Annotated in this window: 25 protein-coding genes; 16 read left to right on the forward strand and 9 right to left on the reverse strand. The window is 66.2% G+C overall.

Going from position 1 to position 26,379, the window contains the following annotated elements; all coding sequences use genetic code 11:
• Positions 1-253: 253 nt before the first annotated feature.
• From QFZ69_RS04795 to QFZ69_RS04810, 4 genes are all read left to right on the forward strand, one after another.
• Positions 254-1,939 (forward strand): ABC transporter substrate-binding protein, encoded by a 1,686-nt coding sequence (locus tag QFZ69_RS04795; protein ID WP_306915973.1) that lies wholly within the window; start codon positions 254-256, stop codon positions 1,937-1,939.
• 127 nt (positions 1,940-2,066) lie between these two features.
• Entirely contained in the window at positions 2,067-2,996 is a 930-nt protein-coding gene (locus QFZ69_RS04800) for an ABC transporter permease (RefSeq protein WP_306915975.1), read from the forward strand.
• Positions 2,986-3,936, forward strand: coding sequence for an ABC transporter permease (locus QFZ69_RS04805; protein ID WP_306915977.1), 951 nt, complete (start codon positions 2,986-2,988; stop codon positions 3,934-3,936). The genes QFZ69_RS04800 and QFZ69_RS04805 overlap by 11 nt, the downstream gene beginning before the upstream one ends.
• An 11-nt stretch (positions 3,937-3,947) precedes the next feature.
• A complete protein-coding gene (locus QFZ69_RS04810; protein WP_306915979.1) occupies positions 3,948-5,666 on the forward strand; it encodes an ABC transporter ATP-binding protein in 1,719 nt (572 codons plus the stop codon).
• A 92-nt stretch (positions 5,667-5,758) separates the two neighbouring features.
• Here the strand turns inward: QFZ69_RS04810 and QFZ69_RS04815 are convergent, their stop codons facing one another.
• Positions 5,759-6,583, reverse strand: coding sequence for an SGNH/GDSL hydrolase family protein (locus QFZ69_RS04815; RefSeq protein WP_306915981.1), 825 nt, complete (start codon positions 6,581-6,583; stop codon positions 5,759-5,761).
• Between the two features lie 270 nt (positions 6,584-6,853).
• Here QFZ69_RS04815 and typA point away from each other — a divergent pair, with 270 nt between their 5' ends.
• The 3 genes from typA (at position 6,854) to QFZ69_RS04830 (ending at position 10,285) form a co-directional block, all read left to right on the forward strand.
• Entirely contained in the window at positions 6,854-8,782 is a 1,929-nt protein-coding gene (gene typA / locus QFZ69_RS04820) for a translational GTPase TypA (RefSeq protein ID WP_306915982.1), read from the forward strand.
• A 54-nt stretch (positions 8,783-8,836) separates the two neighbouring features.
• On the forward strand, positions 8,837-9,193 hold the full coding sequence (locus QFZ69_RS04825; protein ID WP_306915985.1) for a hypothetical protein: 357 nt from the start codon (positions 8,837-8,839) through the stop codon (positions 9,191-9,193).
• A gap of 282 nt (positions 9,194-9,475) precedes the next feature.
• Complete coding sequence (locus tag QFZ69_RS04830; RefSeq protein ID WP_306915987.1) at positions 9,476-10,285, forward strand: type IV toxin-antitoxin system AbiEi family antitoxin domain-containing protein; 810 nt, start codon at positions 9,476-9,478, stop codon at positions 10,283-10,285.
• A gap of 623 nt (positions 10,286-10,908) precedes the next feature.
• Here the strand turns inward: QFZ69_RS04830 and QFZ69_RS04835 are convergent.
• Positions 10,909-11,151: a hypothetical protein gene (locus QFZ69_RS04835; RefSeq protein ID WP_306915989.1), complete on the reverse strand. Its 243-nt coding sequence runs from the start codon at positions 11,149-11,151 to the stop codon at positions 10,909-10,911.
• A 167-nt stretch (positions 11,152-11,318) separates the two neighbouring features.
• Here QFZ69_RS04835 and fdxA point away from each other — a divergent pair, with 167 nt between their 5' ends.
• The 3 genes from fdxA (at position 11,319) to QFZ69_RS04850 (ending at position 14,316) form a co-directional block, all read left to right on the forward strand.
• Positions 11,319-11,645 (forward strand): ferredoxin, encoded by a 327-nt coding sequence (gene fdxA / locus QFZ69_RS04840; protein WP_306915990.1) that lies wholly within the window; start codon positions 11,319-11,321, stop codon positions 11,643-11,645.
• An 11-nt stretch (positions 11,646-11,656) separates the two neighbouring features.
• The gene (dapC, locus tag QFZ69_RS04845; RefSeq protein ID WP_306915992.1) at positions 11,657-12,805 is read left to right on the forward strand and encodes a succinyldiaminopimelate transaminase; all 1,149 of its coding nucleotides are present in this window, start codon (positions 11,657-11,659) and stop codon (positions 12,803-12,805) included.
• A gap of 227 nt (positions 12,806-13,032) precedes the next feature.
• A complete protein-coding gene (locus tag QFZ69_RS04850; RefSeq protein ID WP_306915994.1) occupies positions 13,033-14,316 on the forward strand; it encodes a citrate synthase in 1,284 nt (427 codons plus the stop codon).
• Positions 14,317-14,402: 86 nt separating this feature from the next.
• Here QFZ69_RS04850 and galE read toward each other — a convergent pair whose 3' ends face one another.
• A complete protein-coding gene (gene galE, locus QFZ69_RS04855) occupies positions 14,403-15,416 on the reverse strand; it encodes a UDP-glucose 4-epimerase GalE (protein ID WP_306915996.1) in 1,014 nt (337 codons plus the stop codon).
• A 104-nt stretch (positions 15,417-15,520) separates the two neighbouring features.
• Between galE and QFZ69_RS04860 the strand changes: the two genes are divergently transcribed.
• Together QFZ69_RS04860 and QFZ69_RS04865 are read left to right on the forward strand one after the other, a co-directional pair.
• Positions 15,521-16,186 (forward strand): TetR/AcrR family transcriptional regulator, encoded by a 666-nt coding sequence (locus QFZ69_RS04860; protein ID WP_306915997.1) that lies wholly within the window; start codon positions 15,521-15,523, stop codon positions 16,184-16,186.
• Positions 16,187-16,234: 48 nt separating this feature from the next.
• Positions 16,235-16,846, forward strand: coding sequence for a hypothetical protein (locus tag QFZ69_RS04865; protein ID WP_306919595.1), 612 nt, complete (start codon positions 16,235-16,237; stop codon positions 16,844-16,846).
• Between the two features lie 54 nt (positions 16,847-16,900).
• On the opposite strand, the gene QFZ69_RS04870 is transcribed toward QFZ69_RS04865, so the two are convergent.
• Together QFZ69_RS04870 and dapD are read right to left on the reverse strand one after the other, a co-directional pair.
• Entirely contained in the window at positions 16,901-17,752 is an 852-nt protein-coding gene (locus QFZ69_RS04870; protein WP_373461795.1) for a hypothetical protein, read from the reverse strand.
• 79 nt (positions 17,753-17,831) lie between these two features.
• Positions 17,832-18,842 carry a 2,3,4,5-tetrahydropyridine-2,6-dicarboxylate N-succinyltransferase gene (gene dapD, locus QFZ69_RS04875; protein WP_306916000.1) on the reverse strand — a complete coding sequence of 337 codons (1,011 nt, stop codon included), beginning with the start codon at positions 18,840-18,842 and terminating at the stop codon, positions 17,832-17,834.
• 131 nt (positions 18,843-18,973) lie between these two features.
• Between dapD and dapE the strand changes: the two genes are divergently transcribed.
• Positions 18,974-20,125, forward strand: a complete 1,152-nt coding sequence (dapE, locus tag QFZ69_RS04880) for a succinyl-diaminopimelate desuccinylase (protein WP_306916003.1) — start codon at positions 18,974-18,976, stop codon at positions 20,123-20,125.
• Between the two features lie 80 nt (positions 20,126-20,205).
• Here the strand turns inward: dapE and QFZ69_RS04885 are convergent, their stop codons facing one another.
• The 4 genes from QFZ69_RS04885 to QFZ69_RS04900 all read right to left on the reverse strand — a co-directional run bounded on the left by QFZ69_RS04885 (position 20,206) and on the right by QFZ69_RS04900 (position 23,497).
• Positions 20,206-21,048, reverse strand: a complete 843-nt coding sequence (locus QFZ69_RS04885; RefSeq protein ID WP_306916004.1) for an amino acid ABC transporter permease — start codon at positions 21,046-21,048, stop codon at positions 20,206-20,208.
• Complete coding sequence (locus QFZ69_RS04890) at positions 21,045-21,695, reverse strand: amino acid ABC transporter permease (RefSeq protein ID WP_306916006.1); 651 nt, start codon at positions 21,693-21,695, stop codon at positions 21,045-21,047. Before QFZ69_RS04890 ends, QFZ69_RS04885 begins: the two co-directional genes overlap by 4 nt.
• A 96-nt stretch (positions 21,696-21,791) precedes the next feature.
• Positions 21,792-22,679: a glutamate ABC transporter substrate-binding protein gene (locus QFZ69_RS04895; protein ID WP_306916008.1), complete on the reverse strand. Its 888-nt coding sequence runs from the start codon at positions 22,677-22,679 to the stop codon at positions 21,792-21,794.
• A gap of 62 nt (positions 22,680-22,741) precedes the next feature.
• Positions 22,742-23,497 carry an amino acid ABC transporter ATP-binding protein gene (locus tag QFZ69_RS04900; protein WP_306916010.1) on the reverse strand — a complete coding sequence of 252 codons (756 nt, stop codon included), beginning with the start codon at positions 23,495-23,497 and terminating at the stop codon, positions 22,742-22,744.
• A gap of 317 nt (positions 23,498-23,814) precedes the next feature.
• Here QFZ69_RS04900 and QFZ69_RS04905 point away from each other — a divergent pair, with 317 nt between their 5' ends.
• From QFZ69_RS04905 to QFZ69_RS04915, 3 genes are all read left to right on the forward strand, one after another.
• Positions 23,815-24,567, forward strand: a complete 753-nt coding sequence (locus tag QFZ69_RS04905) for a TIGR00730 family Rossman fold protein (protein ID WP_373461927.1) — start codon at positions 23,815-23,817, stop codon at positions 24,565-24,567.
• Between the two features lie 47 nt (positions 24,568-24,614).
• Complete coding sequence (locus QFZ69_RS04910; RefSeq protein ID WP_306916013.1) at positions 24,615-24,962, forward strand: DivIVA domain-containing protein; 348 nt, start codon at positions 24,615-24,617, stop codon at positions 24,960-24,962.
• A 77-nt stretch (positions 24,963-25,039) separates the two neighbouring features.
• Positions 25,040-26,320: a hypothetical protein gene (locus QFZ69_RS04915; protein ID WP_306919597.1), complete on the forward strand. Its 1,281-nt coding sequence runs from the start codon at positions 25,040-25,042 to the stop codon at positions 26,318-26,320.
• Positions 26,321-26,379: the final 59 nt, after the last annotated feature.

The following is a 26,379-nucleotide window of genomic DNA, read 5'->3' on the forward strand; positions in this document are numbered from 1 at the left end:
GTTAACCCCGGATAACCCGGAGGCCCGCAGAGACGTATGCTACCAGCCAGTAGGTGTGACCTGCAATACAGTGCAGCCGACTCCGGCGGTCGCTATATTGGGGGGTCACGGTTTGGCAACAGGGTTCCACTATTCGGACTTTTTGGGGCTAGGCTACTTCCACATGTAGGCCACGTCACAGGGAAAATCCCTGTGCCAGCCTGCGGGGAAGCACAAGTTTTCCCATACGAACTCCCAACCCATAGGAGGCGGAATGCGTTTTTCGCGCACTTCCAAAGCACTGGGCATATTGGCTATCGCCGCTCTTGCCCTGACCGGATGCGGTGCCGGTGGCAGCACCTCGAACGGCGCCAGCCAGGCTCCCGGTGATCCCAACAAAGTCATCACGGCCTACAGCAACGAGCCGCAGCACCCGCTCCTGCCGGGCAACACCAACGAGGTTTACGGCGGCCGTGTCGTCGAGCTCCTCTTCGAGGGCCTGCGCAGCTACGATCCAAGCGGCAAATCGGTCAACGCCCTTGCTGAGTCTGTGGAATCTCCCGACGGCCAGAATTACACCATCAAGGTCAAGAAGGGCACCAAGTTCACGAACGGCGAGGAAGTCACCGCCAAGAGCTTCGTTGATGCCTGGAACTTCACCGCGCTGAGCACCAACGCCCAGGGCAACAGCAGCTTCTTCGAATCAATCGAGGGCTACGACGCCGTCAGCGCCACCTCGAAGCAGACAGGCGCGGACGGCAAGGAAACCGAAGTTCCCGCCCCGACCGCCCAGACCCTTTCCGGCCTGGTCCTGACGGACGACTCCACGATCACGGTCAAGCTGGCCCAGCCGGAAGCGGACTGGCCGCTGCGCCTTGGCTACTCGGCGTTCATGCCCCTGCCCGCCGACGCCATCAAGGACCCGAAGGCGTTCGGCGAAAACCCGATCGGCAACGGCCCTTACAAGATGGCCAAGGAAGGCGCCTGGCAGCACGACAGCCAGATTGAACTCGTCAAGAACGCTGACTACAAAGGTCCCCGCGAAGCCAGGAACGGTGGCGTGACCTTCAAGTTCTACACCGACCCGGCACCGGCCTACACGGACATCCAGGCCAACAACCTGGACGTAACGGACGTCCTCCCCACGAACGCGCTGAAGACCTACACCTCGGACTTCCCGGAGAACCACCTGAACAAGCCGTACGCCGGCAACTCCACCCTGAACATTCCGGGCTACCTGCCGGAGTTCCAGGGCGACGCGGGCAAGTTGCGCCGTCAGGCCCTGTCAATGGCAATCAACCGCGAGGAAATCACCAAGGTCATCTTCTCCGGCACCCGTATTCCGGCCAAGGACTTCACCTCCCCGGCGGTTGACGGCTACAACGACAACGTTGCCGGCTCCGACGTCCTCAAGTTCGACGCCGCCAAAGCCAAGGACCTCTGGGCCCAGGCCGACGCGATGACCCCGTGGCCCGCCGACAAGACCCTGCTGCTTGCCTACAACACCGACGGCGGCAACAAGGAATGGATCGACGCGGTCGCCAACAACTTCAAGAACAATCTGGGAATCAAGGCCGAAGGCCAGCCGTTCGCCAAGTTCGCTGAGATCCTGACGCTGCGCACCGCCCAGAACCTGCCGGGGCTGACCCGCGCCGGCTGGCAGGCTGACTATCCGTCGCTGTACAACTTCCTGGGCCCGCTCCTGAAGACCGGCTCCAGCGCCAACTACGAGGGCTATACGAACCCCGAGTTCGACAGGCTCCTCAGCGAAGGCCTGGCCGCCAAGTCCACGGACGATGCCAACAAGAAGTTCACCCAGGCCCAGGAGGTCCTGTTCGAGGACCTTCCCAACCTGCCGCTGTGGTACTCCGCCCGCCAGGCTGTCTGGAGCCAGAACGTCAGCAACGTTGACGCTGGCTGGAACGGCGTTCTGCAGTACTGGGCCATCACGGCCAAGTAGTTCTTGGAACTCGTCCACATCACTGAGCTGTGGGGGTCCGGCCTGGCCGGGCCCCCACAGCCTTGAAACGGCAGGAAAGCTGTCCAATGATTCCCCTTAGTTCCACAAATGCACGGGAGGCCATGCTGTGATCCAGTACATCCTCCGGCGCCTGCTGCAGGTCATTCCGGTTTTCCTCGGAACCACCCTGCTCGTCTACTTCATGGTCTTTGCCCTTCCGGGCGACCCCATCCGGGCGCTCTTCGGAGACCGCCCGCCAAGCGAAGCGGTCATCGCCCAGCTCCGCCAGCAGTACAACCTGGACCAGCCCTTCTGGGTCCAGTACGGGCTCTTCCTCAAGAACCTCTTTACCTTTAACCTCGGCGTCGACTTCACCGGCCAGCCGATCGCCGCCACGCTGGCCCGCATCTTCCCCGTCACGGCCATGCTCGCCGTGGAGGCCCTCGTCATCCAGGCTGTCTTCGGCGTCGCCTTCGGCCTCGTCGCAGGCCTGCGCAAGGGCGGCGTCTTCGACAGCACGGTCCTCGTTCTCTCGCTCGTCGTGATCGCCATCCCGACCTTCGTCCTCGGCTTCATGCTGCAGCTGTTGATCGGTGTGCAGCTCGGCTGGGCGAAACCCACGGTCGGTTCGAACGTCGACTGGGGGACACTGCTGCTGCCCGCGACGGTGCTGGGGCTGGTGTCGTTCGCCTATGTGCTGCGCCTGACCCGAGCGTCCGTGATCGAAAACATGAACGCCGACTATGTGCGCACCGCAACCGCCAAGGGCCTGTCCCGGCCGAAGGTTGTGCTGACCCACGTGCTGCGCAACTCGCTGATCCCGGTGATCACCTATCTGGGCGCCAGCCTTGGCGCCCTGATGGGCGGCGCGATCGTGACCGAAGGCATTTTCAATGTTCCCGGTGTTGGCCAAAAGCTGTACCAGGCGATCCTGCGAAGCGAAGGCCCCACCGTTGTCGCCATCGTCAGCGTGCTGGTGCTGGTCTTTGTCGCCGCCAACCTGTTGGTCGATCTGCTCTACGCCTGGCTTGACCCGAGGATCCGCTATGAAAAGTAACCGCCAAATCGAGCACTTCGTTGCCCCGGTCGAGGAGACCCCGCTGCTCGCCACGGATGCTGTCAAAGCCGGCGAGGCCCCGCTGAGCCTCTGGGCGGACGCGTGGCGCAAGCTCCGCCGTCGTCCGCTCTTCATCATCTCCGGCGTTCTGATCGCCCTGATCATCGTCGTGGCCGTGTTCCCGGGGCTCTTCACCCAGGTTGCACCGGACAACGGCTGCGAGCTCGCGAACTCCAACGGGGCGCCCGCGTCCGGGCACCCGCTCGGCTTCACTTTCCAGGGCTGCGACATTTACTCGCGCATCATCCACGGCACCCGGGCCTCGCTGATGGTGGGTGTCTTCTCCGTGATCTGCGTGACGATCATCGGTGTGACGCTCGGCGCCCTCGCAGGCTTCTTCGGCGGCTGGGTGGACGTCGTCATCGCCCGCCTCGGTGACATCTTTTTCGCCCTGCCCATCATTCTGGGCGCGCTCGTCATCACCCAGCTTCCGCTGATGCGGGAAAACCGCGGGGTCTGGACAGTGGTGCTGGTGCTGGTGCTGCTCGGCTGGCCGCAAATGGCCCGCCTCACCCGCGGAGCGGTCATCGAGGTCCGCAACGCGGACTTCGTCACGGCGGCCCGCTCGCTGGGCGTGTCCCGGATGGGCTCGCTGATCCGCCATGTCCTCCCGAACGCGCTGGCCCCGATCATCGTGCTCGCCACGATGGAACTCGGCGTGTTCATCGTTGCGGAAGCCACGCTGTCGTTCCTCGGAATCGGCATGCCCGGGTCCGTGATGTCCTGGGGTAACGACATCTCCGCCGCGCAGTCCTCCATCCGCACCAACCCGGCTGTGTTGCTGTACCCGGCAACAGCCCTGTCCATCACGGTCTTGAGCTTCATCATGCTGGGCGACGCCCTCCGTGATGCCCTCGATCCGAAGAGCCGTCAGCGATGAAGGAGGCAAACATGACAACTTCCCGCGTCACCATTCAAGAGGCCGGAACCCGGGACGATCGGCCGCTGCTGGAAATCCGCGATCTCGCGATCACGTTCAAGACCGGCAGCGGCGAAGTCCCGGCCGTGCGCAACGCACACCTGACCATCATGCCCGGCGAGACGGTCGCCATTGTGGGCGAGTCCGGTTCCGGCAAGTCGACGACGGCACTGGCCGCGATCGGTCTGCTGCCGGGCAACGGCCGCGTCGCCGGCGGCCAGATCCTGCTGGACGGCGAGGACATTTCCCATGCCTCCGAAAAGCGCATGATCGAACTCCGCGGCAACATCATCGGCATGGTGCCGCAGGACCCGATGTCCAACCTGAACCCGGTCTGGAAGATCGGCTACCAGGTCAAGGAAACGCTCAAGGCCAACGGCCGCCCCAGCGGTCCGGACGACGTCGCCACCGTCCTGGCGGAGGCCGGCCTGCCGGACGCCGCCCGGCGCGCCAGGCAGTACCCGCACGAGTTCTCGGGGGGCATGCGCCAGCGTGCCCTGATCGCGATCGGCCTGTCTTGCCAACCGCGCCTGCTGATCGCAGACGAGCCGACGTCGGCCCTGGACGTGACGGTGCAGCGGCAGATTCTCGACCATCTGGACAAGATGACGACGGAACTGGGGACCGCCGTGCTGCTGATCACCCATGACCTGGGACTGGCCGCGGAGCGTGCCGACAAGGTCGTGGTCATGTACCGCGGCAACGTCGTCGAGGCCGGCCCGTCACTGGAGCTGCTGCAGAACCCGCGGCACCCGTACACCCGGCGGCTGGTTGCCTCGGCGCCGTCGCTGGCGTCACGACGTATCCAGGTGGCCAAGGAACTCGGCGTGGAGACCGACGAGGTGCTCGCCGCCGGCGAGGCAGCCGGCGTCGGACCGGCCCTCACGGAAGAGGTACTGCAGATCCAGAACCTGAGCAAGGTGTTCAAGCTGCGCTCGGGGATAGGCAAGTCGGCGGATTTCACCGCCGTCGACGACGTCTCGTTCAACGTCAAGCGGGGAACGACGACGGCGATCGTGGGTGAGTCGGGTTCCGGCAAGTCCACCGTGGCGCAGATGGTGCTGAACCTGCTTGAGCCGACCTCCGGCAAGATCGTGTTCGACGGGGTGGACACGTCCACGCTGAGCCGTAAGGAGATCTTCGCCTTCCGGCGCCGGGTACAGCCGATCTTCCAGGATCCCTACGGATCCCTGGACCCGATGTACAACATCTTCCGGACCATCGAGGAGCCGCTGCGGACCCACAAGATCGGGGACAAGGCCAGCCGGGAGAAGAAGGTCCGCGAACTGCTGGATCAGGTGTCGCTGCCGCAGTCCACCATGCAGCGCTACCCGAACGAACTCTCCGGCGGTCAACGCCAGCGTGTCGCCATCGCGCGGGCACTGGCGCTGGATCCGGAGGTAATCATCTGCGACGAGGCCGTTTCCGCGCTGGACGTCCTGGTCCAGGCGCAGGTGCTGAACCTGCTTGCCGGGCTGCAGTCCCGCCTCGGCCTGACGTACCTGTTCATCACCCACGACCTGGCCGTGGTCCGGCAGATCGCGGACCACGTCTGTGTGATGGAAAAGGGCAAGCTGGTCGAGACCGGGTCCACGGACGACGTCTTCGATTCGCCGCAGCAGAACTACACGATGGCGCTGCTGAACGCCATCCCGGGCGCGAGCCTGATGCTGCCCCCGGAAGTTGCCTGAACGGGAACGTTTCGGGCCGGCGACGTTTCGGGCCGGCGGCCCGTGGGCTGACGGTTTGTGCCGGAAGCCTGCGCTGAGGAACCCGGGGGTGCTTACCGGTCCTCGGCCTGCAGGCGCATGTCCTTCAGCATCGTGCCCAGAATGGTGCCCAGCTTCCGGTGGCCCTCGGTGTCCAGATGCACCCGGTCCGACGCGTACTGCAGCAGGTCATACCTGGTCATCCAGTCCCCGACGCTGACGAAGGGAATGCCCCGCTTCGCCGCGACCGTTCCCAACAATGTGTCCACCTCGGTGCGGCGGCCGCCGCCATGGTCGGCGCCGAGGGCAAGGGTGCCGATCATGGCCAGGGTAGCGCCGGGATAGCGTTGCCGTAGCATGCCGATCAGCCTCTCGGCGTTGGCCGTGATCTCGCCATCACTGGCTCCCTTGGTGGCATCGTTCCCGCCGCCCTGGATGACCACCAGCGCCGGTGACCCGTAGGGGAGTCTCCAGTCGCCGCGGTCCAGGGCGTCACTGTAGTTGCCGGTTTTGCCGTTCGCCGCCACGAATCCGGTGCCGCCCGCGCCGCAATAGTAGACGTGGTAGCCCACGGCGGTAAGCGCCCGGCGGGGCCATCCGACGGCGGGGGCGGACTGGGAGTCGCCGATCAGCAGCGCGGTGTGCCCGAGGTCCTTCAGAACGACTTCTTCCCGGCCGCTGGCGGGGTTCCGGTGGATCGAACACGGCGGCATCGTGGCCGGATCCGGACCCGCATCCGGACCCGCATCTGGACCCGGGGCAGGGGTGGTCAGCGTCGACGCCGCACACACATCAGGGTTGTAGGGCTGGGGTGGGGTGGCCTGTCCGCAGCCGCCCACGAGTACGCCTGCGGCGATCATCGGTGCGAGGAAACGGAACAGAGCCGTTGCGTTCCGCATGAAGAATCTCCGGGCTGGCTTGCTGCTTTCCAGCAATCATGGGGCACGGCGTCGCGAAAATCCAGTGAGATTGCTCATAGTCCGCGACCGATCCGGTGCATTCGGGCCGGCGATGGCTGCCCCGGCAATCCGCCATTTTAGGCCAATAAATGCCCTAGCGTTTAGACTTGTAGAAGGTGCCCTGTGCGAAAGGGGCGTAACCGTCGTGCGTTCCGGTTGGAAATGTCGCGATACAACAGCTGACTTCACCACTGAATCGAGCAATAACGCATGTCTGAAACCACCACCAACACCGCGGTAGCCACTGCATCGCGCAGTGATCTGCGCAACGTCGCGATCGTGGCCCACGTTGACCACGGCAAGACCACTCTGGTCGACGCCATGCTCAAGCAGACCAACTCCTTTGCCGCCCACAACCACCTCGAAGACCGGGTCATGGACTCCGGCGACCTCGAGCGGGAAAAGGGCATCACCATCCTGGCCAAGAACACCACGGTGGCCTACAACGGTCCGTCCTCCAAGGGCGAGACCATCACGATCAATGTCATCGACACCCCGGGCCACGCGGACTTCGGCGGCGAGGTCGAGCGCGGCCTGTCCATGGTCGACGGCGTCGTCCTCCTCGTCGACGCATCTGAGGGCCCGCTGCCCCAGACCCGCTTCGTGCTGCGCAAGGCCCTCGCCGCGCACCTGCCGGTGATCCTCCTGGTCAACAAGACCGACCGTCCCGACGCGCGGATCGAAGAAGTTGTACACGAGTCCATGGACCTGCTCCTGGGCCTGGCCTCCGACCTGGCCGACGAAGTTCCGGACCTGGACCTGGACAAGATCCTCAACGTTCCCGTCGTCTACGCCGCCGCCAAGGTCGGCCGCGCCTCCCTCCAGCAGCCGGCCGACGGCTCCGCTCCGGAGAATGAGGACCTCGAGCCGCTGTTCCAGGCCATCATCGAGCACATCCCGGCACCGACGTACAACCCGGACGGCGTCCTCCAGGCCCACGTCACCAACCTCGACGCCTCCCCGTTCCTCGGCCGCCTCGCGCTGCTGCGTATCTACAACGGCACCCTGCGCAAGGGCCAGACCGTCGCCTGGGCCCGGGCCAACGGTGAACTGAAGAACGTCAAGATTACCGAACTGCTGGCCACCAAGGCCCTGGACCGCGTCCCGACCGAGTCCGCAGGCCCCGGTGAGATCGTCGCCGTCGCCGGCATCGAGGAGATCACCATCGGTGAGACCCTGACCGACGTCGACAACCCGCAGCCGCTGCCGCTGATCACGGTTGACGATCCGGCCATCTCCATGACCATCGGTATCAACACCTCGCCGCTGGCCGGCCGGGTCAAGGGCGCCAAGGTCACGGCCCGCCAGGTCAAGGACCGCCTGGACAAGGAACTGATCGGTAACGTCTCCATCAAGGTGCTCCCCACCGAGCGTCCGGATGCCTGGGAAGTCCAGGGCCGTGGCGAGCTCGCGCTGGCCATCCTGGTTGAGCAGATGCGCCGCGAAGGCTTCGAGCTGACCGTCGGCAAGCCGCAGGTTGTCACCAAGACCATTGATGGCAAGATCCACGAGCCGATGGAGCACATGACCATCGACGTGCCCGAAGAGTACCTCGGTGCCGTCACGCAGCTCATGGCCGCCCGCAAGGGTCGCATGACCAACATGGCGAACCATGGCACCGGCTGGTGCCGGATGGAATTCATCGTTCCGGCCCGCGGCCTGATCGGTTTCCGCACCAAGTTCCTCACGGACACCCGTGGCGCCGGCATCGCGGCCTCCATCTCCGAGGGCTACGAGCCCTGGGCCGGCCCGATCGAGTACCGCACCAACGGCTCGATGATCGCGGACCGCGCCGGTGTTGTGACGCCGTTCGCCATGATCAACCTGCAGGAGCGCGGCTCCTTCTTCGTCCGCCCCACCTCCGAGGTTTACGAAGGCCAGATCGTCGGCGAGAACTCCCGCGCGGACGACATGGACGTCAACATCACCAAGGAAAAGAAGCTCACCAACATGCGTGCCGCTTCCTCCGACACCTTCGAGAACCTGACGCCGCCGCGCGACCTGACCCTCGAAGAGTCCCTCGAATTCGCCCGCGAAGACGAGTGTGTCGAGGTCACCCCGGAATCGATCCGCATCCGGAAGCTCATCCTGGACGTCAACCAGCGCGCCAAGTCCAACCGGGCACGCGCGAAGGCCTAGTCCTGACTTCCTAGCCTCGGCAACGGATCATTTGTGAATAGAAGAGCTGCCGGTATGGCAGGCGGCCTGGCCGCCGCCGTACCGGCAGCTCTTTTTGTTGCCGCGGCTGGCACGGCCCTGCACCGGCAGGGTCTGGTGCTTGCCGGCGTCGACGTCCCCTGGGGTGCCGTTGCCGCGCTTGTGCTGCTCGGTTCGGCCCAGCTGTGGCTCGGGGCCGCTTTCCGTTCCATCGTCCCGACGGCCGTCTGCGGGGTACTCTGCTACGCCCTCACCGGCTGGTGGTCCACCGTGGAAAACGGCAAACGACTCGTAATCGCCGACACTCCGGGCAATCTCTGGATCTTCGGCAGCGCGGCGGTCACTCTCGTGATGCTCGCCTGGTGCCGGAGGTACCGCCCCGGGCAGGCGTAACATCCGGTCCGTGCACAACCCTCCCCGCGGGACATGCTCATTCTTCCCTGGCGGTTCTGCGGGACATGCTCATTCTTCCGGCGGTTCCGCGGGACATGCTCATTCTTCGTGGCCACGGCCGGGCATAATGGCACTATGTCCATCGCCGGTGTCCGCCACCGGACATGCCCGCTTCTGACCGTGGGATACGCGCATTTCTGCGCGTTCGGTGGGGCATGCGCTTGTGCACATAGCTGAACAGGCCTCTGTGCTAACCGACGTCTGCGGCGCCACCATATCCACATGGCCCAGATCACCGAAGTGCTTTCAAATTACGACGGCGTAGCACGCGCCAAACACCTCGCTGCCGCCGGGGTCTCCGACTTCCAGCTCAAGGCCGCCTTGGCCAGCGGAGCAGTTTCCCGGGTCGCCCCGGGCGTTTACGCTGTCCCCGGCGCCGACGAGCAGCTCACCTCCATCCGGTCGTTGCCAGCCGAGCCGACGTGCGTCACAAAGGCGCAGCTTCAAGGTCTCTGGGTGCTGGAACCGCCGCAACACCCGCATATTGCACTCACCCACAGCCGCAACTACCCGGGTTTCATATGCCACCGGTCCGCCGCGCCGCCCACGCTGCTGGACACGGTCGTCCAAAGCCTGCGCTGTCTGCCGGAACTCGACGGCCTCGTCGTTGCGGAATCCGCCGTCGTTTTGAAGGGCGTGCCGGTATCGGCGCTGCGACAACGGCTATCGGGCCGCAACGATGCTCGGGAGCGGCGGATCGTTGCCGGAATCGTGCCGCAATCCCAATCCATCATCGAATGCATGGCAAGGTACCTGCTCCGCAGGGCGGGGTTCCACGTTGAATCCCAGGTCAATGTTCCTGGCATGGGCCATCTGGATCTGATGGTGGACGGCAGGCTCGGCATCGAAACTGATGGGGCAGGATTCCACATGGACAGGGCGAGCTTCGAGGAAGACCGGCGGCGGTGGAACATGACGACCCGGCGCGGCATCCCGACCCTTGTCGTCAGCTATCCCTTGCTCCGCAACCGGCCCGATGAGTTCATCGCGATGGTCCGCGCCGCCCTGAACAAGCTTCCCTCCGCCGCCTAAGACTGAGCACGCTCTCTTCCCCACCTAAGGCCGGACATTTCCCCTTGATAGACGATATGAACCCGCGCGACCTGCCCGGCCTTCAGAGCAAAGCATGGACATGTCCCAGGCTGCCGCACTCGGCCGATGAGCCCGCGCTCCCGCCCAGCAATGGACATAGTGCCTATATGTCCATTGGCGCGGCCAAGGGGAGGGCTTGTCCACTGGGCAGGTCTGGACGCGACAAGAACCGGGCGGCCCACGGGAGGGCATGTCCCGCGGCTCCGCCCAGCAATGGACATAGTGCCTATAGGTCCATTGGTGCGGCCAAGGGGAGGGCATGTCCACTGGTCAGGTCTGGACGCGACAAAAACCGGGCGGCCCAGGGGAGGGCATGTCCCGCGGCTCCGCCCAGCAATGGACATAGTGCCTATAGGTCCATTGGTGCGGCCAAGGGGAGGGCATGTCCACTGGTCAGGTCTGGACGCGACAAAAACCGGGCGGCCCAGGGGAGGGCATGTCCCGCGGCTCCGCCCAGCAATGGACATAGTGCCTATAGGTCCATTGGTGCGGCCAAGGGGAGGGCATGTCCACTGGTCAGGTCTGGTCAGGACAGGCCGGGCCGTAGCAGGGCCCCTGGCGGGTCAGGTTTGCCGTGGGTTGCGGCGAGGAGGCGCGGGCGGGACTTCCTTGGCCGCGACTACGCGGGCCAGCGGAATAACCACGTCCTGGCGCCGGGTGCGGACGGTGCAAGCCCCCTCGCCGAGTCCCACCAGTTCGCCGAGCGCGTCCGTCAGGCCGCCCTCGATCCGGTACCTGACCACGACGCGGGTGCCAATTGGGGCACCGGAAAGGAATTGCTGCGGCGGGGGCATGGGCTGGCTCACTAGTTCATACTAGGACCAGTTCCGGCACCCGCCCGGGCTTCTGTGACGCCCGGCTAGGTTCGCGGGAACCCACAGGGAGATAATAGGCTCAGAAGTCAGCAGCCCGGCGCTCAGGCCGGGAGCAACATCCGGCCGGTCGCCGGACCCAACGTGGAGAGGCCAGGGACGTGACGTACGTAATCGCGCAGCCGTGTGTAGATGTCAAGGACAAGGCATGTATTGAAGAATGCCCCGTCGATTGCATCTATGAGGGTGAGCGTTCGCTGTACATCCACCCGGACGAATGCGTGGACTGCGGTGCCTGTGAGCCGGTCTGCCCCGTGGAGGCGATCTACTACGAGGACGACACCCCCGAGGAGTGGGCCGACTACTACAAGGCCAACGTTGAATTCTTCGACGACCTGGGATCCCCGGGCGGGGCCGCAAAGGTCGGCAACACCCACACCGACCATCCGATGATCGCCGCCCTCCCGCTGCAGAACCAAGAGAGCTAGGCGGCGCTTCGGTGACATCCGCGCTGCGCAGTTTCGGCCTCAGCCTGCCCGACTACCCGTGGGAGGCAATGGCGCCGTACCTCGCCAGGGCAGCCGGACACCCCGATGGAGTGGCCAACCTCTCCATTGGGACACCGGTGGATCCGACGCCCGAGGTCGTGCAGGAGGCCCTTCGGGCCGCGGCCAACGCCCCCGGCTACCCCACGGTCCACGGCACCCCGGCACTTCGGGAGGCCATCGCGGCCTGGTTTGGGCGCCGTCGCGGCGTCCCCGGCCTGGATCCGCAGAACATCATGCCCACGCTGGGATCCAAGGAACTCGTGGCCTGGCTGCCGTTCCTGCTGGGACTGAAACCGGGCGACGTCGTCGTCCGGCCCACCGTCGCGTATCCCACCTACGACATCGGTGCCACCTTCGCCGGCGCCGAGCACATTGCCGCGGACGACCTTGACGAACTCGACGCCGCGACCCGGGCCCGCGTGCGCCTGGTCTGGGTCAATTCCCCGGCCAACCCCACCGGCAGCGTGCGGGACACCGCATCACTCCGCCGCATCGTGGCGCAGGCCCGCGATCTCGGCGCCGTGGTCGCCTCGGACGAATGCTACGCGGAACTCGGCTGGGGCGAATGGGATCTCCAGCGCGGAGGCTCCGCGGTGCCGAGCATCCTCGATCCGGAGGTGGCCGAGGGTTCCCATGAAGGCCTGCTGGCCGTCTACTCCTTGAGCAAGCAGTCCAACCTTGCCGGCTACCGCGCCGCTTTTGTCGCCGGAGACCCCGCCATCATGGCGAACCTGGTCAACAGCCGCAAACACGCCGGCATGATCGTGCCCTATCCGGTCCAGGAGGCCATGCGCGCGGCCCTGGGCGATGATGCGCACGTCCAGCACCAGAAGGATCTGTACCGTGGCCGCCGTGAGCGGATCGTGCCGGCACTGCAGGGCTTCGGACTGACGATCCAGGAATCCCGGGCCGGGCTCTACCTGTGGGCCACCGCGGGGGAGGACACCTGGCGCACGGTGAGCCGTCTCGCGGACCGGGGGATCGTCGTCGGGCCCGGCGTCTTCTACGGCGACGCCGGCGACGGGTTCATCAGGGTCGCTCTGACGGCCACGGATGAGCGGATCGACGCCGCCGCCGCACGGCTGGCCCTGGGACCGTAACAATGCTGTGACGCGTGCCACAACGGGCGCATTTTCGGCCGCTCCGGGACGTCCCGGATTAGTAGCGACCGCGAACTGAAGGTAGTTTTTAACTGACTATCAATGGTGGCTTTCCACAAGAAGGCAGTCCGGCCGTTGGAATCCGTCTCCGTACGGTTCCGTGGGCGGCTTCACCAGAAGTTGGACCAGCTTTCTACAGAGGCCCCGATGCCTCATGAGGAGACTCCATGACTGAGACCACCAGCGCAACCCTGCGCCATGCCGGAGGCGAGCTCGAACTCCCGCGCATCAAGGTTGTAGAAGGAAACGAGGGCTACGACGTTTCCAAGCTGCTGAAGCAGACCGGCGCCGTTGCCTTTGACCCCGGCTTCATGAACACCGCGGCCACGACGTCCGCCATCACCTACATCGACGGTGACGCGGGAATCCTGCGTTACCGCGGTTACCCGATCGAGCAGCTCGCGCAGCACTCCAGTTTCCTGGAAGTTTCCTACCTGCTGATCTACGGCAACCTGCCGACCGCCACCGAGCTGGAAGCGTTTGACCAGCGGATCCGCCACCACACCCTGCTGCACGAAGAGCTCAAGGGCTTCTTCAGCGGCTTCCCGCGGGACGCCCACCCGATGCCAGTGCTGTCCTCGGCCGTGTCGGCTCTCTCGACCTTCTACCAGGACTCGCTGGACCCGTTCAACGCCGAGCAGGTGGAGGTCTCCACCTACCGCCTGCTGGCCAAGATGCCGGTTATCGCCGCCTACGCCCTGAAGAAGAGCATCGGCCAGCCCATGCTCTACCCGGACAACTCCCACAACCTCGTGGAGAACTTCCTGCGGCTGAGCTTCGGCCTCCCGGCCGAGCAGTACGAGGTGGACCCGGTCGTCGCCAAGGCACTGGACCTCCTGCTCATCCTGCACGCGGACCACGAGCAGAACTGCTCCACCTCCACGGTCCGGCTGGTGGGTTCCTCCAACGCCAACCTGTTCGCCTCCGTCTCCGCCGGTATCAACGCCCTCTTCGGCCCCGCCCACGGCGGCGCCAACGAGGCCGTGCTGAAGATGCTGCGCCAGATCCAGGCCGACGGCACCAAGCCCGAGGACTACATGGAGAAGGTCAAGAACAAGGAAGACGGCGTCCGCCTGATGGGCTTCGGACACCGCGTCTACAAGAACTACGATCCGCGCGCCAAGATCGTCAAGGCCACGGCGCACGAGATCCTCAGCAAGCTCGGCGGCAACGACCAACTGCTGGACATCGCCATGCGGCTGGAGGAGAAGGCCCTGAGTGATGACTACTTCATCCAGCGCAAGCTCTACCCGAACGTGGACTTCTACACCGGCCTGATCTACAAGGCCATGGGCTTCCCGGAGAAGATGTTCACCGTGCTGTTCGCGATCGGCCGCCTGCCGGGCTGGATCGCCCAGTGGCGCGAGATGATCAGCGACCCCAACACCAAGATCGGCCGCCCGCGGCAGCTGTACGTCGGTGAGCCGGAGCGCAACTACCCCTCGGTGTAGTGCACTAAAGACCACAGCAGTACGACGCCGGCCGCGCACCTCAGCTGAGGAGCGCGGCCGGCGTCGTGCTGTCCGCGGTGGATCGGTCAGGCGTTGTAGCCCTGCGGGTTGTTTTTCTGCCAGCGCCAGTGGTCCTCGCACATCTGGTCCACCGTCCTGGTGGTGGACCAGCCCAAATCGGCCAGGGCCGAGGAGGCGTCGGCCCAGAACGCGGGCAGGTCTCCGGGGCGGCGGGCGGTGATCTCGTAGGGGATGGCTTTGCCCGCGGCCTTCTCGAACGAGCGCAGGACCTCCAGCACGGAGGAGCCGTGGCCGGAGCCGAGGTTCCAGCGGCGCACCCCGGACCGGTGGGCGATGTGGTTCAGGGCCGCGACGTGGCCATCGGCGAGGTCGACGACGTGGATGTAGTCGCGCTGGCAGGTCCCGTCCGGGGTGTCGTAGTCGCCGCCGAAGACCATCAGCTTCTCGCGGCGGCCGACGGCGACCTGGGCGATGAACGGGACGAGGTTGTTGGGAATGCCCTGAGGGTCCTCGCCGATCCGGCCGGAGGGGTGCGCACCGACCGGGTTGAAGTAGCGCAACAGGGCGATGTGCCAGCGCTCGTCCGCGGCGCCGAGGTCGGCGAGGATGTCCTCGATCTGTTCCTTGGTCCGGCCGTAGGGGTTGTTCGCGCCGATCTCCATTTTCTCCAGGTAGGGGCTGGGGTTGTGCTCGCCGTAGACGGTGGCGGAGGAGCTGAAGACGATGGAGCGGACGTTGTGCCGGTCCATCACGCGGAGGAGGTTCAGGGTGCCGGTGAGGTTGTTGTGGTAGTACAGCAGGGGCTCCCGGACGGACTCGCCGACGGCTTTGAGGCCGGCGAAGTGGATCACGGCGTCGATCGCGTGCTCGGCGAAGACGGCGTCGACGGCGGCCTCGTCCACCAGGTCCACGCGGTGGAACACCGCGGCCGTGCCGCTCAGCTCCGCCACCCGGCGCAGGGCTTCCTCGCTGGAGTTCACCAGGTTGTCGAGGACCACGACCTCGTGGCCGGCTTCCTGCAGGGACAGCACAGTGTGCGAACCGATGTAGCCGGTGCCGCCAGTAACCAGAATTCTCATGAGTCTTAGGCTATCCCACCACGGGAACCGCCCCGCGGAGGCCAGCCCGGCCGCAACCGGTGCGCCCCGCCGTCGTGCGGGCACATCCGTGCTAAAAAAGACTAATGCCCAAATTTGTCGACGCCGCTTTGCGGCGCCAGGAAGTGGTCGAAGCGGTCTTCCGCATCATAGCGGCAGACGGACTGGAACGGGCGTCGCTCCGGGAAGTTGCCGACGAGGCGGAACTCGCCGTCGGCTCGGTCCGGCACTACTTCGCGAGCAGCGATGAACTGCTCACGCACTCCTTCGGCGTCGTCGTGGACCGGATCGTGGGCCGGCTCACGGCAGCCGACGAACGGCTCGGCGAGGTGCTGCCAGGGACGGCGGACCACCATGAAGCCGTGTTAACCCTGCTGGGCGAGCTCCTGCCGCTGGATGAGGAGCGGGCCGTCGACGCGTGCGTCTGGATGGCTTTCAAGAATGCCGCCAGGACCAAGCCGTTCCTGGCCCCGGAGGCCGACCGCAGCCACCGTGCCGTGGCCGCGATCATGGGCCGGCTCGTGATGGAGCTTTCCACCGCTGCCGGCGACGGCGCGGAGCAGCCCGGCCTGTCCGACCCTGGCCAGCAGAGGCTCGTCACCGAAGCCGAAAGGCTGCTAGCCACCCTTGACGGGCTCACCATGCACGCGCTGCTCCAACCCGAATGGATGACGGCGCAGATGTGCAGGGACGTGCTGGAAGCCCATCTGGCGGGCCTCGGCGGCCTGGTGCACGCCATTAACCTGCGTTAGCTTGAGGAATACACTGGGATAGTACGTCTTGCCAAGGGAGGCAATTTGATGCACGACACCGGCGGACCTGGCTGGCGGATCACCATGGACACTTCGGGTCCTATGCTCATTGCCCTGTACATTCGTGACGCAGCCGGCCTCGACGGCGTGGGGCACCCCGCCCTCTGCCACGTGGCACCAAAGATCCGCCCCTCGGACCACGCCCACCTCATCGCCGAGGTCGGCGGTTCCAGCGCCCTCAGGACCGAGTGGGAGGCGTGGTGGGAGCAGCTCCTCAAGGCGCATCCGGATATGTCCCCCGAACTGGGGCCGCCTGGGTTCCGTTCCTTCAGTAATTCCCCCGCCCTGCGGCGCGTGCTGCAGGCGCACTTCGGCGCCGCGTTGTCCTGGGCCAGGGAACGCCGCGGCGAGTATGCCGCGCTCGAGGCAGAGCGGGAAGCCGGCGGCGAGGTGCAGCTGCTGACCGACATGGTGGACGACAGGCTGCTGGAGCTCGGCCGCACCGCGAATCCTTTCGACCTGACCATCATCGAGCTTCCGCTGGCCGAGCAGCGGGCGTGGTACCTGGAGCCGGACAGGATCTTCATGAGCCGCGAGCTGCTCTCCGATCAGGAACTGTTCCGCAGCTACGTCCAGCCCGTCGTGGACCTGCTGGCCTGAGGATGCGCCGGAGCCGACGTCCGCCCTGGGAGGACGCGCCGCCGCCGGCGTCCGCTACTTCTGCGGAGCCTCCGCGACTGTGATGCTGACCTGGCCCGCCGGCGCGTCCGAGGGCTGCCAGCCATCGCGGGCCGCGCGGGTCCAGCTCCGGCCATCCGTCCGGACCTCCGCGATCGAGAGGGCCTTGGCGTTGGACACCGCCCAGTGCGCCACCGCCCAGGCCAGGGGTCCCTCGGCCTCGATCAACAGGGACCTGCCCTCGGCGGTGGCCGGGACCTCGCCGAAGGACGCGGACAGGCGTAGCTGCACCGCTGCCGGGTCGCCGGCGTCATCGGGTGAACGCAGCGTGCAGTCCAGGCCGGCGGCGGTCTGCCCGGTCAGCGAGGAGGCGAAGGCACGGGCCATCACCTCGTGCTGGGCGTAAGCTCCGGGGAACGCTGAGCGCTGCACCCGCTGCGCGGCGTCGGTGATCTCCAGCGACTGGTAGCCGGAGACTTTCACGAGGGCGTTGTAGAAGGCGTTGCTGGCGTAGACGGGATCCATCACCTGCTCCGTGGTGCCCCACCCCTGCGAAGGGCGCTGCTGGAACAGCCCGCGGGAGTCGGGGCCGGCCTGGTCCCCGTGGCCGATGTTCCGCAGCTTGGATTCCTGCATGGCCGTGGCCAGCGCAATGCTGGCGGCCCGGGCCGGGAGCCCCCGGCGGACGGCGACGGCGGTGATCAGCCCGGCATTCGCAGCCTGGTCGGTGGCAAGCTCGGCGCTTCCCGACCCTACCGCCGTGCAGCGTTCACTGACCAGGGTTTCGGACCGTTGCAGGAACGCCACCGCCGTGTAGACCGCGCCGGCAACCATTGCAAGTGTCAGCAGCAGCACCATCCGACGGCGCCAGCTGCCTCTGCGTGCCACGAAACTACTCCCTTGGGCCCTGTCGGGCCGGTCATTCTTCTGCAGGCTCTTCTGACGGCTTGTGTCCTTCGGCTCCACCCTAGTTCGCGTGCAGATCCTCGTTGAGGGCGACGGTCTGACCCTTGCGGGGAAGGACCTCCACTTCGCCGGTGGACGAATTGCGGCGGAACAGCAGGTTGGGGACGCCGGAGAGCTCGACCGCCTTGACGATCCGGCTGGTGTCCTCCCCGTCGGCGTCCTTGGACCCGACGAGCCGGACCCGGGTACCGGCGGTGACATACAACCCGGCCTCGACGACGGAGTCGTCGCCGATGCTGATGCCCACGCCGGAGTTGGCGCCCAGCAGGACACGCTCGCCCAGGGAGATCTTTTCCTTGCCGCCGCCGGAGAGGGTGCCCATGATCGAGGCGCCGCCGCCGACGTCGGACCCGTCACCGGTGACCACACCGGCCGAGATGCGGCCTTCAACCATCGAGGTGCCGAGGGTTCCGGCGTTGAAGTTCACGAAACCCTCATGCATGACCGTGGTCCCTTCGGCCAGGTGCGCGCCGAGGCGGACCCGGTCGGCGTCGGCAATCCGGACGCCGGAGGGGATGACATAGTCGACCATCCGCGGGAATTTGTCCACGCCGTAGACCGTCACGGCGCCGCGCTTGCGCAGGCGTGCACGGGTCAGCTCGAAGTCCTCCACGGCGGCCGGGCCGAAGTTGGTCCACACCACGTTGGGGAGTTTGCCGAAGATGCCGTCGAGGTTAATGCTGTTCGGCTGGACGAGCCGGTGGGAGAGCAGGTGGAGGCGCAGATAGGCGTCTGCCGTGTCTGCCGGAGCCTCGTCGAGGTGGATCTGCACGAAGACGAGCTGCTGCTCGGTGCCGCGGTCCGGATCGTTGCCGTTGGCCGCGATGTCGCTCAGGCTCCGGTCCGCGTTGGCGACGTCGCGGAGGCGCTCCGCCGCGATGCCGAGGGCCGGCGCCGGGAACCAGACGTCCAGCACGGTGGCTTGACCGTTGCGGGTGGAAACGGTGGCGACACCAAAGCCATAGGCAGAGCGGGCGTCGGCGGGCACGGCAGAAGAAGCGGTCTCAGTCATGCCCCAAGTCTATAGAGGGCGCCCGCGGTGGCTGAAACTCACGACGCGCCGGTGGCCTGCGTCAGCTGCCAGACGGGGCCGAACCTGACCGCTGCGGGCCCGGCGCGGTGGGCAGCGGATAAAGTGGAGCGGTGACTGCCCCGGAATCCACTGCCCCCGCCACCCGCCCCCACGCCCCGGCCCGCCTTGACCTCCGTCAGGACGTCGCGCTGCTGACCGCGGCACTGATCGACATCAACAGCGTGTCCGGCAACGAAACGGTGCTGGCGGACGCCGTGGAGCATGCCCTGCGCTCCCTCCCGCAGCTGGAGCTGGTGCGGGACGGCGATTCGATCATCGCCCGGACCAACCTCGGCCGCGCCGAGCGCGTGATCCTGGCCGGGCACCTGGACACCGTCCCGCTGCCGGCCATCGAGGGATCCCTGGGCACGGTGCCGTCCTACTGGCCCTCCGGCGCCCCGGGCGAGGGCGTCCTCTACGGCCGGGGCGCCACCGACATGAAGGGCGGCGTCGCGGTGCAGCTTGCCCTCGCCGCGGGCCTGTTCGACGCCGGCGCGGAACCCGCCCGGGACGTCACCTTCGTGTTCTACGACCACGAGGAAGTCGAGGCCGTCAAGAGCGGACTCGGCCGGCTGGTCCGGAACCACGGAGGCCTGCTGGGCGGGGACTTTGCGATCCTGCTCGAGCCCACGAATGGAACGGTGGAGGGTGGCTGCAACGGCACCAGCCGCTTCGAAGCGACCACCCGCGGGGAAGCGGCCCACTCCGCCCGCGCCTGGATGGGCAGTAACGCGATCCACGCCGCCGCACCGATCCTGGCCCGGCTGGCCGGCTACGCGCCGCGGACCGTCAACGTGGACGGGCTCGATTACCGGGAAAGCCTCAACGCGGTGAAGATCAGCGGCGGCACCGCCGGCAACGTCATTCCGGACCGCTGCGTCGTTGAAATCAACTACCGCTTCGCTCCGGACAAGACCCCGGATGAGGCGGAAAACCATGTGCGGGAACTGCTCGAAGGGTTCGACGTCGTCCGCACTGACAGCGCCGCCGGCGCGCGTCCGGGACTGACGCACCCCGCCGCCGCGTCCTTTGTGGCCGCCGTGGGGGCCGAGCCCAAGCCGAAATACGGCTGGACCGACGTCGCCCGCTTCAGCGAACTCGGCATTCCCGCGGTGAACTTCGGCCCCGGGGACGCGTTGCTGGCGCACAAGGACAATGAGCACGTGGAGGCGGACGCCATCCGCGAATGCCTGCGCGCGCTGCGGAGCTGGCTTTCGGCATAAGCGGGCCTTTCCGATGGTGCAAGGGGGAAGGCCCGGATCCTGGCGGATCCGGGCCTTTCTTTGCATGCTGTGTGCAGCGGTTAGGGCTTTGCAGCGGCGGCTTCCACCGCAGGTTCGGCCTTGGCCACGCCGCCCGCGGCCTTCTTGGACCCCCGGCGTTCGATCCACACGGCGATGCGGGACACGCAAATGTTGATCGCAATGTAGATCGCGGCGGCTACAAAGAAGATCGGGAACAGGAACTGCGTCCCCAGGAAGTCGGCCATGACCTGTACCGCCCGGAGCAGCTCACCGTAGGCGACGATATAGCCAAGCGAGGTGTCCTTCAGGAGCACCACGAGCTGGGCCACCAGGGATGGCATCATCCGGCGGACGGCCTGGGGGAGTTCGATGATCATGCGGGACTGGAAGCTGGTCAGGCCCACCGTCAGGCCGGCTTCGCGCTGGCCCTTGGGCAGCGACTGGATGCCGGCGCGGATGATTTCCGCGAACACGGCAGCGTTGTATAGGACGAGGCCCGCCACGACGGCGATGAACTGGTTGGTGCCGAAGACCAGCAGGACAAAGAGCATCATCAGGACAACGGGCATGCCGCGGAGGAATTCCAGCACGATGCGGATGGGAATCCGGATGCCGGGCACGTCGGAGATCCGCAGGAGGCAGAGCAGCAGGCCGAGCGGGAAGGCGATGACGGCCGCAACCAAGGCTGCACTGAGGGTGGCACCGATTCCGTTGCCGATGAGGGACCAGACATCCGCGCGGGTGAAGATGGCCCAGCGGCGACCCTCAAAGATTCCCTGCTGGGCCAGCGTGCTGATGATCCACGCCAGCAGGCCTGCGATGAGCAGGGAGCCAACCACGGAACCAACAAGTGAAACCCGGCGGGCCTTGGGCCCCGGGACGTCGTAAAGGACTGAGCTCATCGGGCGATCGCCACCTTTCGTTCGACCGTGCTGGCCAGGATGCCGAGCGGGACGGTGATCAGCAAGTAGAAGAAGGCAACGCCCAGCAGGACTGGCATGACCTGGTCACCGTGGGCGTTGGCGAGCTGCCGGCCGTAGCCGAACAGCTCAAGGACGAAGAAGGCGCCGGCAACTGAGGAGTTCTTGACAAGGGCGATCAGGATGTTGATCAGCGGCGGAACGACTGTCCGGAGGGCCTGGGGGAGGATGATCAGCGACAGTACCTGGCTAAACTTCATCCCGATGCTGCGGGCGGCCTCGGCCTGGCCCACCGGAACGCTGTTGACGCCGGAGCGGACAGCCTCGGCGATGAAGGCTGCGGTGTACGCGCTCAGCGCGATGATAGCTGCAACCTCGAACTGCCCGAATGTCACTCCGAGGCGGGGCAGCACGATCGCCGCGAAGAAGAAGGCAATGGTGAGGGGTGTGTTCCTCAGGACTTCCACGTAGGTCATGCTGAAGCCGCGGAGAGCCGCGACGGGGGAGACCCTGGCAGCGGCGAGCAGCGTCCCCAGCAGCAGGGCGATCACTCCGGACACGGCAGACAGGAAAAGGGTTCGGAGAAAGCCGTTCCAGTAGAGTGGCAGGCTTTCGATGACGGCGTCCATAGGATCCTTCGGCTGGGTGTCGTGGACTGGAGCGAAGACGGGAGCGGCGGGTGCCGGAGCCGCGGCGAGCGGACTCCGGCAACCGCCTGACGTTACTTAGTAACGGTTGATGGCAGGGAGATCCGGGGCCGTCTTGATGACAGCGCCTGCGGTAGCTTCCCAGGCCTTCTTGTAGGACCCGTCCTTGGCGAACTCTTCCAGCTGGTCGTTGATCCAGTTACGGAACTCGGTGTCGTCCTTCTTCAGGCCGATGCCGTAGGGCTCCTTGGTGAACGTCTCGTCCGAGGCCAGCTTGAAGGCGTCCGGCTCCTTGTCCACGAAGCCGGCCAGGATCACGTTGTCCGTGGTGATGGCCTCAACCTGCTTGTTGCGGAGCGGCTCAAGGCAGGCCGAGTAAGTGGCGGCCGGAACAAGCTCTGCCTGGTACTTCTCCACGATCGTGGCGGCCGGCGTGGAACCGGTCACGGAGCAGACCTTCTTGCCCTTGACGTCCTCCGGCTTGGTGATGGCCGTGTTGTCCTTATTGACCATCAGTGCCTGGCCGGCCTCGTAGTACGGGCCCGCGAAGCTGACAACCTGCTTGCGCTTGTCGTTGATGGTGTAGGTGGCGATGACAAGGTCCACCTTGCCCTGCTCAATAAACGGTTCGCGGTTGGCCGAAACGGTCTCGGACCATTCGATCTTCTCGGCGGCAATTCCGAGCTTGGCGGCGATGAGCTTGCCCATCTCGACATCAAAACCGACCGGCTTGCCGTCCAGGCCCACCTGGCCGAACAGCGGCTGATCGTACTTGGTGCCGATCTTAATGGTTCCTGCGGAGGAGAGTTTCGCCATGGTGCTTCCAGCAGCGAATGTCGGCGTCTCGGCAACGGTGGGGTTGCTGGTGGTGCCGGTACCGCTGCCGCCACATGCGCTGAGGGACAGCGCCAGGGCTGCGGATGCTGCTACCAGGAGGGATTTCCTCCGGGTCAAAAATGCCTTCATGACATTCCTTTCATTGGGCGGCCGCCTGTGACGGCCTGGGTGCGAACTCTGAGGGTGTCAGGTCAGTGAGTCAGGAGCTTGGACAGGAAGTCCTTGGCCCGGCTGCTCTGGGGGTTGGTGAAGAACTCCTCGGGCTTCGCGTCCTCGACGATCTGGCCGCCGTCCATGAACACCACGCGGTCCGCGGCCTTGCGGGCGAAGCCCATCTCGTGCGTGACCACGATCATGGTCATGCCTTCCTTGGCCAGCTGGATCATGACGTCGAGGACTTCGTTGATCATTTCCGGGTCCAGCGCGGACGTGGGCTCATCGAAGAGCATGACCTTCGGCTTCATGGCGAGGGCGCGGGCAATGGCGACGCGCTGCTGCTGGCCGCCGGAGAGCTGGGCGGGAAGCTTGGGGGCCTGGTGGCCCACCCCCACCCGCTCCAGCAGCGCCATGGCGTCCTTGTCAGCCTGGGCCTTGGCGACGCCCTTGACCTTGATGGGGCCGAGCGTGACGTTCTCAAGGATCGTCTTGTGGGCGAAGAGATTGAAAGACTGGAAGACCATACCGACGTCGGCCCGCAATCTGGCCAGCTCCTTGCCCTCTTCGGGCAGCACCTTGCCATCGATCTGGATCACGCCGTCGTCGATCGTCTCAAGCCGGTTAATGGCGCGGCAGAGCGTCGATTTCCCGGACCCCGACGGCCCGATGACGACGACAACCTCGCCCTTGCGGACGTTCAGGTTGATGTCCTTCAGGACGTGCAGCTGGCCGTAATGCTTGTTCACGGCATTCAGGGAGACGAGCGCATCGCCGGGCACTTGAGTAGTCATAAGAAGAATCTAGCGAACATCAGAGCATTATGACTGCAATCACTCCCAGTTCCTGCAGATCGTGATTCAAGAGATACCTGCAGGTCAGCGTGCCTGCGGCGGGCTCCCGTCCGGGCCAGCACCGTCCGGCGGGCGAGCACGCGCTGCAGGGGAACGCAAGGAATTCCGGCTAATCTGTGGGCATGAGTACCGATCCGAAGCAGAGCCCAGGCCAGGACCCCAGTGGAAAGCGGCCGCCCGAAAAGCGTGATGCACCTGTCAACGGCATCCGGCACAAGGGCCCGCTGGAGCTGCGGCGTAAGCAGGCGACGGTCACGATGTCTGATCAGACTCTGCTGGACACGAAGGGGCCGGGGCAGTTCGTGCACACCGACCCGTGGCGCGTGCTGCGGATCCAGAGCGAATTCGTGGAGGGATTCGGCGCACTGGCGGACCTTGGCTCGGCCGTCAGCGTCTTCGGCTCGGCCCGGACCCTCCCGGGCAGCGCCTATTACGAACTCGGCGTCGAGGTCGGCCGGAAGCTGGCCGAGGCCGGGCTCGCCGTGATCACCGGCGGCGGCCCGGGCTCGATGGAGGCCGCGAACAAGGGTGCCGTGCAGGGAAACGGCGTGTCGGTGGGCCTCGGCATCGAGCTGCCCTTCGAACAGGGCATGAACCAGTGGGTGGACCTGGGCATCAACTTCCGCTACTTCTTCGCCCGCAAGACCATGTTCGTGAAGTACGCGCAGGGCTTCATTGTGCTGCCCGGCGGCCTCGGGACCCTCGACGAGCTCTTCGAGGCAATGGTCCTGGTCCAGACCCGCAAGGTGACCTCCTTCCCCATCGTGCTCGTGGGTATCGCATTCTGGAGCCCGATGGTGGAGTGGATCGAGAGCACCCTGGTCGCCGAGGGCATGGTGTCGGAGGAGGATCTTGACCTGATTCACGTAGTGGACGATCCGGCGCTCGCGGTGGAGCTGGTGGTGGAGGGGGCGGCACGGCACCGGAACCCGAACGGCGGCGGTCCGGTCAACATCAATGGCGAGGGCAGCAGCGGGCGCGGACGCGGGCCTGAGCGGCCGGCTGAATAGGCCGGCTGGGTAGACCGGCGGCCGCCGGCTTCTGGCACGATGGGGTGGTGAGCTTTTTCCTGATCTTCCTGGCGATCATGCTGATCGGCGTCGCGGTCCTGCTGGGCACCGGCGTGGCGTCGACGGTCTTCCGTCGCGGCGCCGACGCGCGGCCCTTCGACGACGGCTTCGATGAGCCGGTGGCGTCCCTGCCCCCGGTGCTCCTCCCGGAGGACCCTAAGCCGTCCGACGTCGACCACCTCCGCTTCGCCGTCGGGCTGCGCGGCTACCGGATGGACCAGGTGGACCAGGTGCTGGACGAGCTGCGGGACCAGCTCGCGGCCAAGGACAGGAAGATCGCTGACCTCGGGGAGGAAGTGGGACGCTTGCGCCACGCCGCCGGGCAGGTCCGGTGAACGACCCCGCCAACCCGCCGGTCAACGCTCCGGCGGTCACTCCGGACGGGCATCCTCCGGCGGCCGGACCGGCGGCCCTGAATGCTGCCGTACGGGCCCGCCTGGCTTCCGCCGGCGGCCGGGTCTCCCGGTGGCCGTGGTGGATCCAGGTGGGCGGGCTGTACCTGGCCGCCCGGCTGGTGAGTGCCGGGATCTTCATGGCCGCCGCCCTGCACCAAGGCGTCAATCCCTGGTTCCCCGCCAAGCCCGACTACTGGTCCTTCGTCAATATCTGGGACGCGCGCTGGTACGGGGAAGTCCTGCAGAACGGTTATCCGGAGGTCCTGCCGGCGGACGGGACGGGCGCGGTACAGGAGAACGCCTGGGCGTTTTACGCCTTGTTTCCGACGCTGGGCAGGGTGCTCGCCGGCGTGACCGGGATGCCCCCCGCCTTCAGCCTGACGCTGATCGCCTCCGTGTGCGGCCTCGGCGCGGCGCTGGTGGTGTACAGCCTGTTCAGGCTCAAAGCCGCCCACGGCACGGCGCTGTGGGGGACGGTGTTCTTCTCCACGTTTCCCGTGTCGGCGGTGTTGCAGGTGCCCTACGCCGAGTCCCTGAATCTCCTCCTGCTCGCCACAGCACTGCTGCTCGTGGTGCAGCGCCGGTATCTGGCGGCGATGCCCGTCGTCGTGCTGATGTGCCTCTCCCGCCCCACCGGGGTGCCGTTCGCGGCGACGGTGGGGCTGCTGCTGCTCTACCGCCTCTGGCAGCGGCGCGCTGCGGGCCGGCAGCCGGCACGCGACGCGGAGCCCGGTGCCGGCTCCCGGTTTCCCGCCCCGAAGCTGCGGACCCCAACACCGCACCGCAACTCCGAGCTCTGGTCGTTGGCCGGCCTGGCCGCGGTCAGCGGGATCGGGGCCCTGCTGTGGCCCGCGATTGCCTGGGCTGTCACGGGCGACCCGCAGGCCTATACCAGGACCGAAACCGTCTGGCGGGGCCATGACCTCGTGCCGTTCAAACCGTGGTTCGATACCGGCGTCCTGCTCTTCGGGCCCACGCTCGGACTCCTGGCGCCCTTCGTTTTCGTTGCGCTCTTCATCCTGCTGATGATGTCCCGGCCCGTGGCCGCTCTGGGCACCGGATTGCGGCTGTGGTGCAGCTGCTACATGGGCTACTTGCTGGTCTTCCTGCACCCCCAGACCAGCACCTTCCGGATGTTGCTTCCGCTCTTTCCGCTGGCCCTCAGCGCCGCGCTGGTCTCCCGGTCGCGTGCCTACCGCGGCACCGTGGTCCTGATGTTCCTGCTGCTTCAGATTGTCTGGATTGTCTGGTTGTGGGCCTGGGCACCCTTGCCCGGCGGCGGTGACTATCCGCCGTGACACATAGCACATTTCTGCGGCGCCGGGCCGGTTCCGCATGGCGGGAGGAAAACTCCAAC

It is taken from the genome of Arthrobacter sp. V1I7 (assembly GCF_030817015.1).
In the GTDB taxonomy this organism is placed as follows: domain Bacteria; phylum Actinomycetota; class Actinomycetes; order Actinomycetales; family Micrococcaceae; genus Arthrobacter.